Raw genomic sequence first — 16887 nt, forward strand, 5'->3', positions numbered from 1 at the left:
CCCCAAATCGGTGTCGTGCAGGCCATACCGGCTGCACGCGACACCCGGCCTGATGGCGGGTGCTCCGCATGTCGCTTCTGAAGGAGGATATGCTTATGCGTCAGTTCGATTTCGCTCCCCTTTACCGTTCCACGGTTGGCTTCGACCGGCTGTTCTCGCTGCTGGACCAGGCAGCGGGCGTCGACAGCACTCCGTCTTATCCGCCCTACAACATCGAGCGCACGGGCGAGAACGCCTATCGCGTCTCTGTTGCGGTTGCCGGCTTCACGGATGCCGATCTCGCCGTTGAGGTGAAGGAGAACACCCTTTCCATTCGCGGCGAGAAGAAAGTCGCCGAGAATGACGAGAGGGCGGAGGTACTCTACCAGGGTATCGCCGCGCGCTCCTTCGAGCGCCGCTTCCAGCTCGCCGACCACGTCCAGGTAAAGGGCGCGGTTCTCGAGCACGGCCTGCTTCATGTCGATCTCGTCCGCGAGATCCCGGAGGCCAAGAAGCCGCGCCTGATCCCGATTGCGGCTACAGCAGCCGACAAGGCGAAGGTCATCGAGACCGGGGCCAAGGAAGCCGCGTAATCTCCCTTTACCGACACGACAAAGGCGCCCGCGAGGGCGCCTTTTTTATTGCCTACGGATAGAGGCCGGGACCTGCCCCTCGGCTTCGTCAGAAGGACGGTGGGCCGACCTCTGGCAGATCGGGCGGTGCGATATCGACATCGCCCGGCCTCTGCGGCTGCGCGGGCTCGGCCCGGGGCACGCTGGGAGCCGGTGCGGGCGTCGCTTGCGCTACCGGTGCAGGCGTGTCTGCCGGTTTTACGGACGGTTCCGTCCCGGTCGCCAGCCCCCGCGGGCGCACCGGCGGATGCGGCACCTTGGGCGTCACCGCGATCTTCGGCATGGGCGGCGCCGGGATCACACGCGGTTCGGGCAGTTGCGCGGGCTCGCGGGCGGCAAACCGTTCGCGGTAGCGCGACTCAGGCCCCGGCTCCAATCGTGCCAGCGGAGGCGGCCCGTCCAATTCCTCCTCCTCTTCCCAGTCCCGCGACGCCGAGGCGAGAACGCGACGGCTGACGATGGTGCCGTCGAAGGCATCGACCATCAGACGCGTGAGATCTCCGCGCCCATCCACCGCATGCACGATATAGACGTCGCCGCGCCGGCGAAGCGGCCCCTCGACCGCAAAGCCGCGGCGTTCGACCATCCGGACCACCGCCTCAGGCGGCATCAGTTCGTCGCCATAGACATCGGGGGGAGGCGGAGCGGCCCGCCACCCCCGCGCCCACGGCGGAGGAGCCTCCGGTATCGGCTCGGGCGGCAAGGGCTGAAAAAATCCCGGCGGGCGGTCGAAGAACTGCGCCGCCGCAGGTGCTATGCCGGCCACAACCGAGCCGCCGGCCGCAAGCATGATCGCGCCCGCAAGCCGGCCGATTCCAGCAGATGACTTCCGAATGCCTGCGCCTGTCATGAAGAACTCACTCGATCCATACGCGTCATGATGCGATTCTAGGGTCGATTGAGGCGCCTATACGGCATGTTAACGCTCTCTTTACGATCTTCGCCTCAGGAGGCGCGTGCCACATGCCCGAGAAGCGCATCCACCTCGGCTTCCGTGGTCGCAAAGGACGTGACGAGCCGCACGACCACCTCGCCTGCATGCGGCGCAGCCTCGGGCGGCAGACTTGCTGTCGGCCATTCATAGTAGACGAACCCCGCATCCTTGAGCGTGGCATGGAGGCCGGTCGGCAGCACCGCGAAGATTTCATTGCCCTCGACCGGCAGGCCGAGCCGGATGCCGCGTGCCGCGAGGCCGCCGGCGAGCCGGTCGGCCATGGCATTGGCGTGGCGGGCGAGCGCGAGCCAATGGTCGTCGGCGAGATAGGCGTCGAGCTGGGCCGAGAGAAAGCGGCCTTTCGAGAGGAGATGCCCGGAGCGTTTGCGGCGCTCGGCGAGGTGATCCGCCCGCGCCGGATCGAAGACCACGATCGCCTCGGCGGCGAGGCAGCCGTTCTTCGTCGCGCCGAAAGAGAGGATATCGACACCCGCCTTCCAGGTGAGTTCCGCGGGGCTCACCCCGAGGCGCACCAGCGCATTGGCGAAACGCGCTCCGTCCATATGCACGGCGAGCCCATGGCTGTGGGCGAGATCGGCGAGCGTGGCGATCTCGGACGGCTTATAGACGGTGCCGACCTCCGTTGCCTGCGTCAGCGTGAGCGCAGCCGGCTTCACGGCATGGGGCGGTGGTGCATGCGAGGCCTCCGCGAGATGAGCCGCGACCACATCCGGCGTCAACTTGCCGCAGAGGCCGGGAAGGCCGACAAGCTTGGCCCCGCCGGAGAAGAATTCCGGGGCGCCGCATTCGTCCTGGTTCACATGCGCCTCTACATGGCACAGAACCGAGCCCCATGGCGGCGCGAGCGCGGCGAGGCTCAGCGCATTGGCCGCAGTGCCCGTAGTCACCAGAAAAACCGAAAGGTCGCGTTCGAAGACGGCCTTGAGCCGGTCCGTCACGCGCGCTGCGATCGTGTCGTTTCCATAGCCGGCCGCCGCGCCTTGATTGGCGCGCGCCAGCGCGTCCATAACGATCGGGCTCGCGCCGACCACATTGTCACTGCCGAAATTCACCGGCCCCTCCGCTGTCTGATGCAGGAAGCGAGATTAGAGAAGGGACGACACTTGTGGAATGAGACGCTTCGGCGCCCCTCAAATTTAGGCATGCGCTGGCTGCAGTGCCGCGATCGATCAAGGATAAAGGCTACCCGCGAAAGATCATTGCGAAAAATGGGCCTGCGCGGCCATATTCTTTCGTCTTATGCCGTCCGCAGGAATTTTCTGTAACAGTCAGTTAAATTGGGCGCTTGTGCGGCGGAAAAAAATCTGGCATGTTCCGCTGACTTAGGACAGTCATGCTGTCCCATTCCAGCGGCTTGGCCGAATGCGGCGGGCCGAGACGATACGCGGTTCTGAGATGGCACGCGCCAAAGCGACGAAACGAGACCAGAAAGCCGCCCCCCGCGCAAAGCGGGGATAGCGGGCGCCGCGACCCTTCCGGTTGCAGCCCGCCGAGGTGCGGGCGCGGCGCGCAGCGCGACCGGACCTCCTGAAGACGAGATCGGCATGGCGGCACCTCTGGTGTCGACGTGGCGTCCTGTGCGACGAACGGGGGTCGTGGGAGGAAGGGTCGAGATGGCAGAGCATCGGTCACCATCGCATCCGGCTGAGATGAAGCTGCAAGGCGCGCGCCCGACGGGCACCGCGCGGACGGCGGTGGATGTCGGCTTTCCGCCGGCGCAAGGCCTCTATGATCCGCGCAGGGAGCATGATGCCTGCGGCGTCGGCTTCGTCGCCGACCTCAAGAACCGCAAAAGCCATGCGATCATCGAGCACGGGCTCGCGATCCTGCATAATCTCGACCACCGTGGCGCGGTCGGGGCAGATCCCAAGGCCGGCGACGGCTGCGGCATGCTCGTGCAGATCCCACACCGCTTTTTCGAGGACGAGTGCCGCCGGCTCAGTATCGACCTGCCGGTACCCGGGCATTATGCCGTCGGCCATCTCTTCATGCCGCGCGACCCGGAAGGTTTTCGGCTCGTCATCGAGATCGTCGAGCGGGTCGTCGCCGAAGAGGGCCTCACCTTCCTCGGCTGGCGCGACGTGCCGGTGGACAACACCGGTCTCGGCGAGACGGTGAAGCCGACCGAGCCGCTTCACCGGCAGCTTTTCATCGGCTGGGGACCGGCAACCACGAACCAGGACGAGTTCGAGCGGCGCCTCTTTATCGCCCGCAAGGTGATCTCGAACGCCATCTACGACATGAAGGATCCGCGCACGGCCGGCTATTACCCGGTCAGCCTGTCTTCGCGCACCCTCGTCTATAAGGGTATGCTGCTCGCGACCCAGCTCGGCGAATATTACGCCGACCTGCGGGATCCGCGCTTCGAGTCGGCGCTGGCGCTCGTCCACCAGCGCTTCGCCACCAACACCTTCCCCACCTGGTCGCTCGCACATCCCTATCGCATGGTCGCCCATAACGGCGAGATCAACACGCTCAGGGGTAACGTGAACTGGATGGCGGCGCGCCAAGCCTCCGTCGATTCCGACCTCTTCGGCAACGATATCGTCAAGCTCTGGCCGATCTCCTACGAGGGCCAGTCCGATACCGCCTGTTTCGACAACGCCCTCGAATTCCTCGTGCAGGGCGGCTATTCGCTCGTCCATGCCATGATGATGCTCGTGCCGGAAGCTTGGGCGGGCAACCCGCTGATGAGCGAGGAGCGGCGCGCTTTCTACGAATATCACGCAGCCCTCATGGAGCCATGGGACGGCCCGGCGGCGATCGCCTTCAGCGATGGGCGCCAGCTCGGCGCCACCCTCGACCGCAACGGCCTGCGGCCTGCCCGCTATGTGGTGACCGACGACGATCTGGTGGTCGGCGCATCGGAAATGGGCGTGCTCCCCATACCCGAGGAGAAGATCGTCAAAAAGTGGCGGCTGCAGCCCGGCCGCATGCTTCTCATCGATCTGGAGAAGGGCCGCATCGTCTCCGACGAGGAGATCAAGCAGGAGCTCAGCACGAGCCATCCCTACAAGGAGTGGCTGAAGCGCACCCAGATCGTGCTGGAGGAGCTGCCGCCGGTGCAGGCGCGTGAATCGCGCACCGACGTCAGCCTCATCGATCGCCAGCAGGCTTTCGGTTATACGCAGGAAGACGTGAGGCTTTTGTTGCCGCCCATGGCCGTGACCGGCCAGGAGGCGGTCGGCTCCATGGGCACGGACACGCCGATCTCGGCGTTGTCGCAGCGTTCCAAGCTGATCTATACCTATTTCAAGCAGAACTTCGCCCAGGTGACGAACCCGCCGATCGACCCGATCCGCGAGGAGCTCGTCATGAGCCTCGTGTCCTTTATCGGGCCGCGGCCGAATATCCTCGATCTCGAGGGCACCTCACGGAAGAAGCGGCTCGAGGTGCGCCAGCCCATCCTGACCAATGAGGATCTCGAAAAGATCCGCTGCATCGGCCATTACGAGGATGTCTTCGACACCAAGACGCTCGACATGACCTTCCCGGCCCTGCAGGGCGCGGCGGGCATGGAGGGGGCGCTGCAACGCCTGTGCGAGCGTGCCGAAGCGGCGGTGGCGGGCGGCTACAACATCATCATTCTCTCCGACCGGATGGTGGGGCCGGACCGCATCGCGATCCCCGCCCTCCTCGCCACCGCGGCCGTGCACCACCACCTCATCCGCAAGGGCCTCCGGACCTCGGTCGGCCTGGTCGTGGAATCGGGCGAGCCGCGCGAGATCCATCACTTCGCCTGCCTCGCCGGCTACGGCGCGGAGGCGATCAACCCCTATCTCGCCTTCGAGACGCTGCTCTCGATGCACGAGGCGCTCGACTTCCCCGAGGAGGTCGACGCGGACGAGATCGTCAAGCGCTACATCAAGTCGATCGACAAGGGGCTGCTCAAGGTGATGTCCAAGATGGGCATCTCCACCTACCAGTCCTATTGCGGTGCGCAGATCTTCGACGCGGTCGGCCTCCGGAGCGACTTCGTCGAGCGCTATTTCTTCGGCACCGCGACCTCCATCGAGGGCGTCGGACTGCCTGAGGTCGCCGAAGAAACCGTGCAGCGCCACAACGATGCGTTCGGCGATGCGGCGATCTTCCGCAACGCGCTCGATGTCGGCGGCGAATACGCCTACCGCATGCGCGGCGAAAACCATGTTTGGACGCCGGACACAGTGGCCACCCTGCAGCATGCCGTGCGCCTCAACGCGCGCGAGCGCTACCAGGATTTCGCCAAGCTGGTCGACGAGCAGGGCAGCCGCGCCAATACCGTCCGCGGCCTCTTCCGCATCAAGAATGCGCGCGAACTCGGCCGCGAGCCGGTGCCGCTCGCGGATGTCGAGCCCGCCGCCGAGATCGTGAAGCGTTTCGCGACGGGCGCCATGTCCTTCGGCTCGATCTCGCGCGAGGCGCACGAGACGCTCGCCATCGCCATGAACTCCTTCGGCGGCAAGTCGAACACCGGCGAGGGCGGCGAGGAGCCGGAGCGCTTCGTGCCGCTGCCGGACGGCCGCTCGCGCCGCTCGGCCATCAAGCAGGTGGCCTCGGGCCGCTTCGGGGTGACGGCGCATTATCTCGTCAATGCCGACGTCATGCAGATCAAGGTGGCCCAGGGCGCCAAGCCAGGCGAGGGCGGGCAGCTGCCCGGCCACAAGGTCGACGCGATCATCGCCAAGGTCCGCCATTCGACGCCGGGGGTCGGCCTCATTTCGCCGCCGCCGCACCATGACATCTATTCGATCGAGGACCTGGCGCAGCTCATCTTCGACCTGAAGAACGTCAATCCGTCGGCGGATGTGTCGGTCAAGCTGGTGTCGGAGGTGGGCGTCGGCACGGTCGCGGCGGGCGTTGCCAAGGCGCGCGCCGACCACATCACCATCTCGGGTTTCGAAGGAGGCACGGGCGCGAGCCCCCTCACCTCCCTGAAGCACGCCGGCTCCCCGTGGGAGATCGGTCTCGCCGAGACCCAGCAGACGCTGGTGCTCTCGAACCTGCGCGGACGTGTGGCGCTGCAGGTCGACGGCGGGCTGAAGACCGGCCGCGACGTGGTCATCGGGGCCCTGCTCGGCGCCGACGAATTCGGCTTCTCGACGGCGCCGCTGATCGCCGCCGGCTGCATCATGATGCGCAAATGCCACCTGAACACCTGCCCGGTCGGCGTAGCGACCCAGGATCCGGTGCTCAGGAAGCGCTTCAAGGGCCTGCCGGAGCACGTGGTCAACTACTTCTTCTTCGTCGCCGAAGAGGTGCGCGAGATGATGGCCGAGATCGGCGTGCGCCGGCTCGACGAGCTCATCGGCCATACCGAGATCCTCGACAAGACGGAGGCGATCAACCACTGGAAGGCCAAGGGGCTCGATTTCACGCGCCTGTTCCACCGGCCGGAGGTGGACGCGCATGTGGCGATCCGCCATGCCGAGCGCCAGCGCCATCCGGTCGACGCCATTCTCGATCGCGACCTCATCCGCGACGCGGAACCTGCGCTCGCGACCGGCGAGCCGGTGGTTCTGACGCATGCGATCAAGAACACCGACCGCACCACCGGCGCCATGCTCTCCGGCGAGATCGCCAACCGCTACGGCGAGGAGGGGCTGCCCGACGACACCATCACCGTCAAGCTCAAGGGCACGGCCGGGCAGAGCTTCGGCGCCTTCCTCGCGGCCGGCGTGACGCTTGAGCTTGAGGGCGATGCCAACGACTATGTCGGCAAGGGCCTGTCGGGCGGCAAGGTCATCATCTATCCGCCCGCCAACACGCGGATCGTGCCGGAGCAGTCGATCATCGTCGGCAACACCGTGCTCTATGGCGCGACCGCCGGCGAATGCTACTTCCGTGGCGTCGCGGGCGAGCGCTTCGCGGTGCGCAACTCCGGCGCCATCGCGGTTGTCGAGGGCACCGGCGACCACGGCTGCGAATATATGACCGGCGGCGTGGTGGTCGTCATCGGCGAGACCGGGCGCAATTTCGCGGCCGGCATGTCCGGCGGCATCGCTTATGTGCTCGACGAGGATGGCACCTTCGCCAAGCGCTGCAACCTGTCCATGGTCGATCTCGAACCGGTCGAGGAGGAGGAGGACCTGCTGGAACGTCTCCACCACCACGGCGGCGATCTGGAGACGAAGGGCCGCATCGATATTCTCGACGACCTCTCCCGCCACGACGAGGAGCGGCTCATGCAGCTCATCGCCAATCACCTCAAATACACCGGTTCGACACGAGCCAAGACTATTCTCGACGGCTGGCAGAACTACCGCACGAGGTTCGTGAAGATCATGCCGGTTGAATACCGGCGCGCAATTCGCGAAATGGAGCGTGCGCGCACGCTGCAGGCGGCGGAGTAGTCAACAGGCCCGCGGTCCACCCTCCCCTCGAGGGGGAGGGTCGGCGCGCAGAGCGCGCCGGGGTGGGGTGATCGCAGGCTCAGCTTTCTCACCCCCTCCCGGCCGCTGCGCGGCCGACCTCCCCCCTCAAGGGGGAGGTAAAGGTGGGTTCGACCGCGCAACGACTGGAAAAAGACGATGGGCAAGGTCACAGGTTTTCTCGAATACGACCGCCAGGAGCAGAAGTATCAGCTCGCCGGCGACCGTATCCGCCATTTCCGCGAATTCACTCTGCCCCTCGACGAAAAGGACGTGGGCCGGCAGGCGGCGCGCTGCATGGACTGCGGCATCCCCTATTGCCATGGCCCCACCGGCTGCCCGGTGCACAACCAGATCCCGGACTGGAACGACCTCGTCTATAGCGGCGACTGGGAGGAAGCCGCGCGCAACCTCCATTCCACGAATAATTTCCCGGAGTTCACCGGACGCATCTGCCCGGCGCCCTGCGAAGAGGCCTGCACGCTCAACCTCGAGAATGTGCCGGTCACCATCAAGACGATCGAGCAGGCGATTGCCGACAAGGCCTGGGCGAGCGGCTGGGTGCAGCCGGAAATCCCCGCCGAGCGGACCGGGCGGCGTGTCGCGGTGGTCGGCTCGGGGCCGGCAGGACTTGCTGCCGCCCAACAGCTGGCGCGCGTCGGCCACGAGGTGCATGTCTTCGAGCGCGAGCCCAAGGCCGGCGGCCTGCTGCGTTACGGCATTCCCGACTTCAAGATGGAGAAGCACCACATCGATCGGCGCGTCGTGCAAATGGAGGCTGAAGGCGTCGTCTTCCATTACGGCATCAATGTCGGCGTGACCAAGCCTTTCGCCGAGCTCGAAGCCGAATTCGATGCGGTCCTGATGTCCGCCGGCGCGGAACATCCGCGTGATCCCCAGCTGCCTGGGCAGGAGCTCGACGGCGTGCATTACGCCATGCCCTATCTCGTGCAGCAGAACCGCCGCAATGGGCGGGAGAACTGGCCGGACGAAAAGCCGATCCTGGCTGCCGGCAAGCATGTGGTCGTCATCGGCGGCGGCGACACGGCGTCGGACTGTGTCGGCACGGCCTTCCGTCAGGGCGCGCTGTCGGTGACACAGCTCGACATCCGCCCGCGTCCCCCCGTCATGGAAGACAAGCTGACGATCTGGCCTTATTGGCCGACGAAGCTCAGGACCTCGTCGAGCCAGGCGGAAGGGGCGGAACGCGAGTTTCAGGCGGCGACCCTGGGCCTGGTTGGAACGAAGGGCCGGCTCACCGCGGTGCGTTGCGCGCGCGTCGACGAGAAGCGCGAACCCATCCCCGGCAGCGAGTTCTTGCTCAAGGCCGACCTCGTCTTCATCGCCATCGGTTTTGCCGGCCCGCTCGTGGACGGGCTGGTCGAGCAATCGGCGGTCTCCCTCGACCGGCGCGGCAATGTGCTCGCCGATACGGAGGCCTATCGCACCTCGCGCGACAAGGTCTTCGCCGCGGGCGACATGCGCCGTGGCCAGTCGCTCGTCGTCTGGGCGATCCGGGAAGGCCGGCAGGCGGCTCGCGCCATCGACGAATTCCTCATGGGAACGACCAATCTGCCGCGGTGAACGGCGCTCCGCCTCGATCTCCGTGAGGATATCGGAAGGTATGGGCGGCGGCCTGCCTACTGCGGCGGCGGCCAGGTGAAATCGTCGGCGCGCCCCGGCCGCGGATCGGGTGCGCGGCCGGTGTCGTAAACCCGCTGGACGAGTTGCCCCCCGTAGCCGGACAGGACGGGCGGACGATCCGCCAGTGCCCCGCCAGCCGCCATCTCGCGGCGGGTCAAAGGCAGGATGGGCCCGGCGAGCACCGGCGGCGGCGGGATGGCGAGCGCGCCCGGCTCCGGAGGTGCCGGCAGGCCCGCGAGCAATCCTTGACCATCCTTCGCGCCGGCTTCCCCGGACTGCGGCAGGGCGAGCACGGTGGCGTTGTTGCGCTCCTCCAGGATTCGGCGGATCTCGAGCTCCACGAAATGTGCGGCCTTCCGCGCGCCGGCCTTGGTCAAGTGGATGCCGTTTGAGCTGCGCAGGCGCACCGTGCGGCCGTTGATATCCGGGCCATAGGCTGTGAAGCGGTTGTCGTCGTCGGCGAAGGCTTCCCAGATGTCGACGAAAGGCTCGTCGGCCTTGGCCGCTCGCTCGCGAAACAGGGCGTTGAGGCTCGACATGTCGGCCGAATAGCGCGCGCTCTGCATGGGCGGCAGGCCCACCCAGATGAGCGGCACCTGCTTTTCCGCAAAAGCGGCCTCCATGGCGTCGATCCGCGCCATGTAGAGCTCGCGCCAGCGATCGGAGCCGAAGTCTGCGGAGGTGTCGCCGTCGCGCATGAGTTGGCGATCATTCGAGCCAATGATGAAGACACCGACCGTGACCGGGTCCTTGCTCGCCAGCCGCTCGCGGGCGGTTTTCAGCCAGTCGAAATAATCGTCGCGGACAAGGCCCGAATTGCCGCTGACCTTGCGCGAAACCTCGATCGTCGGCACCTCGGCAAAGGCATCTTGCAGACCGTCGGCGAGATCATCGGCGAAGGCATCGCCCATCACGTAAATGAAGGTGTCGGCGGGGGGCTTCGGCTCCTGCGCCTGGTCGCGCACGACGACCGGCGCCGGTGCCGGCGCACGCCGCGGGCGTTTGCGGCGCGTCGTTGGTCGGGTCGCGCGGCGCGGCATCATCTGCTGCGGCGGCGGCCGAGTCTGCTGCCGGAAAATGCCGTCGAGAAAGCGCGTGAGGGGATCGGCTTGCGCAAGGGCGGGCGTTGCCGTCGCGGCGTTCAGGCCGGCAAAGGCGAGCGCGCCAAGACCGATGCCCGCCGCGGCGACGAGAACGGCGAACAATACTCCAAGTCGCGGGCTGGCTCGCATGGTCGGCTCGTGCGTTGGCGGGGGACGGCGGTCGGTGGTACCCCGGTCACTCTCGACGCAACACCCTCACGCCCATAACGGTTGCGCAACACGTCTACCTTTAACGCAGAACGCAACGGACAGAATGCAACTTTCGGCGAGCGCATCGGGGGCTAGCCGTCTCGCATGGCCTGCGGCTCGCCGATTCAGCCGGACGTATTGCGGCGCAGACGTTCCAGGAGCGTCAGGCTGGGATAGCTGTCGGCGGGCAGGCCCGCCCTCTCCTGATAGGCTGCGATGGCCGCTCGCGTCTGCGCGCCGATCTTGCCATCCGGTTCGCCAACCTCATAGCCGTGAGCCTGGAGATGCCGCTGCAGCTCGACGCTCTGCATGCGATCGAGCGGGCGGTCCTCCACCGGCCAGGGGGCCTGAACGGGCGGTCCGCCGTAGAGCCTGTCGCCGAGGAGTGCCACCCCGAGCGCATAGGCGTCCGAATTGTTGTAGCGCTTGATGACGTTGAAGTTCTTCGTCACGAGGAAGGCCGGGCCGCGCGCGCCGGCCGGCAGCAGAATCCGCGCTTCGCCGGCCGCCGGCATCGCTCGTCCGTCCATCCGCCGCACGCCGGCCGAGGCCCAGGCCGAGAACGGCTGCATGCTCGCCCCATAGGTGAGGCCGCGCGGCAGCTTGACCTCGAAGCCCCAGGGCAGACCCGTCTGCCAGCCGTGCTTCTTCAGGTAGTTGGCGGTCGAGGCGAGCGCATCGGGCGCCGAACCCCAGATGTCGCGCCGCCCGTCGCCCGTGAAATCGACGGCATAAGCCATGAAGCTCGACGGCATGAACTGGGTCTGACCCATGGCGCCTGCCCAGGAGCCGATCATCTTGTCACGGTCGACATGGCCTTGTTCGAGGATCACCAGGGCGGTGACGAGCTCCTTGCGGAAGAAGTCGCCGCGATAGTTCTCGTAGCCCAGCGTCGCGAGGGCGCGGATGACGTCGTTGTTGCCCATATTGGAGCCGAAGTTCGTCTCCATGCCCCAGACGCCGGCGATCGCGCGGCGATCGACGCCATAGACCTGCTCCACCTTGACGATGGTCGGCGCGGCATCCGCGATGGCAGCCGTGCCACGCTGCAGGCGCTGCTCGGAAACGGCCGAGGCCAGATACTCCCATACGGGCTTGACGAACTCCGACTGCTTCTTCGTGAGCGCGATGACCTTGGGATCAGGGGCGACACCCGCGAAGGCACGCTCGAAGGTCCGCCGCGAGACGCCCCGGGCCTTGGCCTGTTGCCAGACGTCTTCGGAGAAGGCGACGAATTCCCGCGATGGTCTCTGCAAGGATCCCTCGGCGACTACGGATGATCGGCTTTCCGGCGGGCTCGTTGAAATCGACGAGGTCGTCAACTCCCCGACCGCCGAACAGGACACCTGCCCCAAGCCGACGAGCAGGAGGGCGGAAAAGCGCAGGCCCGCGGCCAAGGCGCCGCGCTGCGTCCCACGTTGGCCGGCGAGCCCCCCTCTGACCTCCATTCACGATCTCCGACGTATGAACTGATTGAACCTCCCCTAGTGGTTGCTTGATAACCTTTCAAAAAGGTTGAAAGGAGGCACGGGGTTGCGCCGGCTTCAGCGCTGCAACCTGAGACCCACCAGAAAGACATTGGCCGTATAGTCGGAATCCGGAGATGTGCTCTTCAGGCGGTCGTGGGTGAAGCTCGCCCGGAAAATGAGTGAGCGCGTGAGCTTCCAGTCGAGCCGGACTTCACCGGTGAGCCCATGCTCCTTGATGTAAACGCCCTGATAATCGCTGTCGGTGAGGTCAAGTATGCCGGTGAGCGTAAGGTTGCGGCGCAAGGCATGGTCCACCTCGATGCCGGCCTGGCGGACCACGACGCCGCTCGACCCGAGGACCGTCGTCTCGCCGAGGGTGCTCGATGCATTGAGCTTGACCGTGGTCAGGGGCGTCGCATTCCAGACGAGCGAGGCGCGGCCGATCGGGCCGTTGAGATCGTCGAGGCGCGGGTCGTCGTAGACGCGGCGTTCGTAGCCGGCCGCGATCTCTCCGGTCAGCAGATCGTTGAAATTGACGGTGGTGCCGAGGCTGACACCTGTGCCGTTCGAACTGCGTGCATAGCCGGAGTCGTCGATGCGGTTGTCGTAGCGGCGCTTGTCGAGGCGCCCTTCGAGGAAAGGCGAGAAGAACGGGCTGATCTCGTAGCCGGTGCGCAGGCGAAGCGCATATTGGGTGTAGTTGCGATCCTCCTGGCTGAGCGTGCTGCCGTCCGCGAGCTTGGCATTGCCGTAGATGCTGCGGTCGATATCGCCGTAGGCGCCGACCGAGAGGCGATTGAACGTGTGCACGAGGCCGGCCGTGCCACCGCCGGTGAAGGTAAGCGGCTGATTGACGACGCCGTTCGGCAGATTGGGGTTGCCCGGCTGCTGCGTCGAGAGCTGGAAACGCCCCTCGCTCTCGAACTGCGTGCCGCGCAGCACGTCGAGCTTGAGGTTCACGAGCCCATCGCCGGAGGGGCGATTGACATCGCTCATGCCGACGAAGGCGTCATAGGCGCCACGCAAATAACCGGTGAGCGAATGCCGTCCCCAATCGGACTTGAGGTCGACCTCACCTAGGGTCCGCAGCATCGTGGCGCCTTTGACGCCCGTGTTGATGCGACGCGGGTTCGAATCGTAACCGATGTCGGCCTCGATCGACGGCAGGAAGATCAGGCCGCCCATCCTGACCCCGAGCTGTTCGTAGGGGTCGTCCGCGGGCCGCCTCGGCCGTCTGCGTTCTGGCGTCGCGGCAGGTGCTTCGCCCTTGAGATCTGCATAGACCCGGTTCTGCACACTCGTGCGTGGGGTCGACGACGGCGGTCCCAGCTGGCCGTAGACCGAGGGCCGCAGCGGACCACCACCGATGTCGCGCGTGCGCAGCATCATCGGCGAGGGATCGAACAGCGGCGCCGTGTCATCCGCCGGCGGTGTCAGCAGAAGCGGCCCGGAATCGCCGCGTAGAAGCGCGAAGGGCTGATCGTCATCGCCAGTATTGGCGCGTGTGGCCGAACCCGATGACGATGAGGAGGACGAGGACGTCGGCAGCTCGGTTCCACGTAGGGTGCCGAAGGGACCGTCATTCTCGTCGGCATCCTGCGCTCTCGCGCCCGTCGTCGCGCCGGCGAGGGCAACGGCAGCCACGGCCAGAAGTGCGATCGACGTCATCGGACGGAATCGGCCCCAATCGCACGCCAAGGCTTCACGCTCACCGCTTGATGGCGGGATCGACATCCCGCCAAGGCGCGAAGGCAGCACCTCGCCGCTTCGCATGGTTAACGAAGGCTAGGCGATCAGAGTTAATGGTTGGTAAGCAGGTGCCGAATTTGCGAGACGCGTGCGCCCTTCCCCATTAGTCGCGGGAAGGCGAAGGGCCGGCTGCGATCAAACCATCAGCGCAGGCGCGGCTGCTCAGGTGCGCCGCTGCCCGATCCAGCCCTGCAGCTCGCGCAAGGCGAGATGGCCGATGACGCGCATGCCGTCCGGCGAGTCGTTGAGGCAGGGAATGGCCGCGAAATGCTCGCCGCCGTGATGGCGGAAGATTTCCGCATTCTCACACGCAATCTCTTCGAGCGTCTCCAGGCAATCGGCGGAGAAGCCCGGCATGACGACCGCGATGCGCTTGATACCGCGTTCGGCAAGCGACTGCACGGTGGCATCCGTATAAGGTTTGACCCATTCCGCCCGGCCGAAGCGCGACTGGAAGCTCATCATGAAACGGTCGGGGGAAAGGCCCATGGCCTCGCGCATCAGCTCCCAGGTCCTGACGCAGTGGTCGTAATAGGGGTCGCCTTTCAGGATGTAGTCCTGCGGAACGCCGTGGAAGGACGCGAGAAAGACCTCCGGCTCGAAATCGAGCGCAGCGACGCTCTTCTTCAGCCCGGCGACGAGCGCCTCGATATAGACGGGGTCGTCGTAATAGGGCGGCACCACCCGAAGCGTCGGTTGCCAGCGCATGGTCATCAGCGCCTCGAAAACCTTGTCGCAGGCGGTTGCCGTCGTCGCCGCCGCATATTGCGGATAGAGCGGCATGAGGAGAATGCGATCGCAGCCCTTCGCCTGCAGGGCACGGATGCCGTCCTTCATCGACGGCTTGCCGTAGCGCATCGCCCAATCGACGACGACGCGGTCGTCGATCACCTTCAGCGTTGCCTCGAGCTTCGCCGCCTGAGAGCGGGTGATGGTCTTGAGCGGCGATTCATTCAGCTGCTTGTTCCAGATGGTGGCGTAGTCCTTGCCCTTGCGGCCGGGACGCGTCGTCAGGATGATGCCGTTCAGAATGAACCACCACGGGATGCGCGGCGTCTCGATCACCCGTTGGTCCGAGAGAAACTCCTTCAGATAACGCCGCATCGACCAATAGTCGGTGCCCTCGGGGGTGCCGAGATTGGTGACGAGAACGCCGATGCGTCGAGGCACATCGGATGCGCGCATGGGCTCGACGGCGGATATCGTTTCGAAAGGCTGCGACACGGTGGCTCCAAGGCTCGTCTGCTGCCAATGTAGGACGCACCCGGCCGCAGTCCAACTGCCGCAACGCCGCGCTATGGGGATGGGCTGCTCGCCAGGCCGAGATCGCGGCGATAGGCGCCGGGCGTGATCCCATAGGCACGCTTGAACAGGCGTGTCAGATGCGGCTGGTCGACGAAGCCGACCGCGGCCGCGACATCGGCAGGCGCGTCACCCGCCGCCAGCCGCCGCTTGGCGGCTTCGAGGCGAATGGTGCGCAGATAGGCGCTCGGCGGCAGGCCGAAACGTCGGCTGAAGCCGCGCAGCAGCTGGAACCGGCCGAGGCCGGCAACCTCCGCCAGATCCTCCACCGTGAGCCGTTCGGCCATCTCCTCATGCATGAGCTCGCGCACCCGCGCGAGCGTCGACGGCAGCCGCTCGCCGAGGGGCCGGCCCTCGCCCGCGAGGCCGACGAGCGCTTCGACAAGGCTGAAATAGGCCTCGCTCACCGCGAGCACATCGTCGTCACGATCGACCTCGCGGGCGTAGCGCAGGATCGCGGCGGCGAGCGGCGGATGATCCGCAACCGCGGCGCGAAAGCCGGTGAGCCTGCCCCGCTCGCGCGCCGCCGCTTCGAGCCGCGGCGCGTCGAGATAGAGCATGCGGTAGATCACGCCCTCGGAGGTGCTGGCATGGCCGTCGTGCAGGTCGAGCGGCGCGAAGAGAATGGCCGACCCCGGCCGGGTGCGGTGGCGGACGCCGCGGCACCAGAAACTCTGCGAACCGGCCTCCGTCACGCCGATGGCATAGGTCTCATGGGCGTGCCGGCTATAGGCATGGCTGTGCAGCCCTGCCCGCAGCGCCTCGACGCCGCGCTGCTCATCGCGCCGCGTGTGAAACCAGTCGTTAGGAACCCCGCCCATCGCACCCGCACCTGCGTACAAGACCGGCGGCCGCCACGCCGTCATGCTCGTCCCATTATTACGAGAACCAATCGACATTCACCGTTGGTCGCGATGGGCGCTTTACCCTCCCCTTGAGGGGGAGGGTCGGCGAGCGTTGGCGAGCCGGGGTGGGGTGAGGCCTATCCCAACCTGATCCACCCCCTCCCGGCCGGCTCTGCCGGCCGACCTCCCCCCTCGAGGGGGAGGTGAGCGAACCGACAGACATTAAAGGTCGATTGCCCAAACGCGAGGATAGCCCATGCGATTCGACACCAAGATCGCCATTGTCGTCCGGGACGATATTCCGACCTGGCAGAAACTCAACATGACGGCCTTCCTGGCGAGCGGCATCGCCGGTCGGCTGCACGAGACCCTCGGCGAGCCCTATCGAGACGGCTCGGGGCGCGGCTATTGCGCCATGTTCCGCCAGCCCGTCTTGGTCTTCGCCGCGCCGGGCCAGGAGGCGATGCGGGCGGCCTATGAGGCGGCCTTCGCGCGTGAACTGACCATGGCCATCTTCACTGACGATCTGTTCACGACGGGCCATGACGACGCCAATCGCGCCGCCGTCGCGACTGTCGCCGCCGCCGACCTGTCGCTCGCGGGGCTCGCCATCCATGGGCCGAAGAACGCCGTCGACCGCGCCCTCAAGGGGCTTCCCCTCCACGCCTGA

11 protein-coding genes are annotated in these 16887 nt (G+C 66.3%); 4 read left to right on the top strand and 7 right to left on the bottom strand.

The window, feature by feature from the left end; all coding sequences use genetic code 11:
* Positions 1–95 precede the first annotated feature (95 nt).
* On the top strand, positions 96–572 hold the full coding sequence (locus ACFQU1_RS15565; protein ID WP_378134187.1) for an Hsp20 family protein: 477 nt from the start codon (positions 96–98) through the stop codon (positions 570–572).
* An 88-nt stretch (positions 573–660) separates the two neighbouring features.
* Here ACFQU1_RS15565 and ACFQU1_RS15570 read toward each other — a convergent pair whose 3' ends face one another.
* Both ACFQU1_RS15570 and ACFQU1_RS15575 read right to left on the bottom strand, forming a co-directional pair.
* Positions 661–1461, bottom strand: a complete 801-nt coding sequence (locus ACFQU1_RS15570; protein ID WP_378134189.1) for a hypothetical protein — start codon at positions 1459–1461, stop codon at positions 661–663.
* A gap of 95 nt (positions 1462–1556) precedes the next feature.
* Positions 1557–2618 carry a threonine aldolase family protein gene (locus ACFQU1_RS15575; protein ID WP_378134191.1) on the bottom strand — a complete coding sequence of 354 codons (1062 nt, stop codon included), beginning with the start codon at positions 2616–2618 and terminating at the stop codon, positions 1557–1559.
* 597 nt (positions 2619–3215) lie between these two features.
* Here ACFQU1_RS15575 and gltB point away from each other — a divergent pair.
* On the top strand, positions 3216–7898 hold the full coding sequence (gene gltB, locus ACFQU1_RS15580; protein ID WP_378134396.1) for a glutamate synthase large subunit: 4683 nt from the start codon (positions 3216–3218) through the stop codon (positions 7896–7898).
* 177 nt (positions 7899–8075) lie between these two features.
* Complete coding sequence (locus ACFQU1_RS15585; protein WP_378134193.1) at positions 8076–9500, top strand: glutamate synthase subunit beta; 1425 nt, start codon at positions 8076–8078, stop codon at positions 9498–9500.
* Positions 9501–9556: 56 nt separating this feature from the next.
* On the opposite strand, the gene ACFQU1_RS15590 is transcribed toward ACFQU1_RS15585, so the two are convergent.
* The 5 genes from ACFQU1_RS15590 to ACFQU1_RS15610 all read right to left on the bottom strand — a co-directional run bounded on the left by ACFQU1_RS15590 (position 9557) and on the right by ACFQU1_RS15610 (position 16193).
* Positions 9557–10792 carry a GDSL-type esterase/lipase family protein gene (locus ACFQU1_RS15590; RefSeq protein WP_378134195.1) on the bottom strand — a complete coding sequence of 412 codons (1236 nt, stop codon included), beginning with the start codon at positions 10790–10792 and terminating at the stop codon, positions 9557–9559.
* Between the two features lie 185 nt (positions 10793–10977).
* Positions 10978–12300, bottom strand: a complete 1323-nt coding sequence (locus tag ACFQU1_RS15595; protein ID WP_378134197.1) for a lytic murein transglycosylase — start codon at positions 12298–12300, stop codon at positions 10978–10980.
* Between the two features lie 96 nt (positions 12301–12396).
* On the bottom strand, positions 12397–13989 hold the full coding sequence (locus ACFQU1_RS15600; protein WP_378134199.1) for an outer membrane beta-barrel protein: 1593 nt from the start codon (positions 13987–13989) through the stop codon (positions 12397–12399).
* 243 nt (positions 13990–14232) lie between these two features.
* Positions 14233–15255: a ferrochelatase gene (gene hemH / locus ACFQU1_RS15605; protein WP_378134398.1), complete on the bottom strand. Its 1023-nt coding sequence runs from the start codon at positions 15253–15255 to the stop codon at positions 14233–14235.
* Between the two features lie 110 nt (positions 15256–15365).
* The gene (locus ACFQU1_RS15610) at positions 15366–16193 is read right to left on the bottom strand and encodes an AraC family ligand binding domain-containing protein (protein WP_378134201.1); all 828 of its coding nucleotides are present in this window, start codon (positions 16191–16193) and stop codon (positions 15366–15368) included.
* A 280-nt stretch (positions 16194–16473) separates the two neighbouring features.
* Here ACFQU1_RS15610 and ACFQU1_RS15615 point away from each other — a divergent pair, with 280 nt between their 5' ends.
* Positions 16474–16887, top strand: coding sequence for a DUF2000 family protein (locus ACFQU1_RS15615; protein WP_378134203.1), 414 nt, complete (start codon positions 16474–16476; stop codon positions 16885–16887).

This window comes from Chelatococcus sp. GCM10030263, from assembly GCF_042666455.1.
GTDB lineage: Bacteria > Pseudomonadota > Alphaproteobacteria > Rhizobiales > Beijerinckiaceae > Chelatococcus.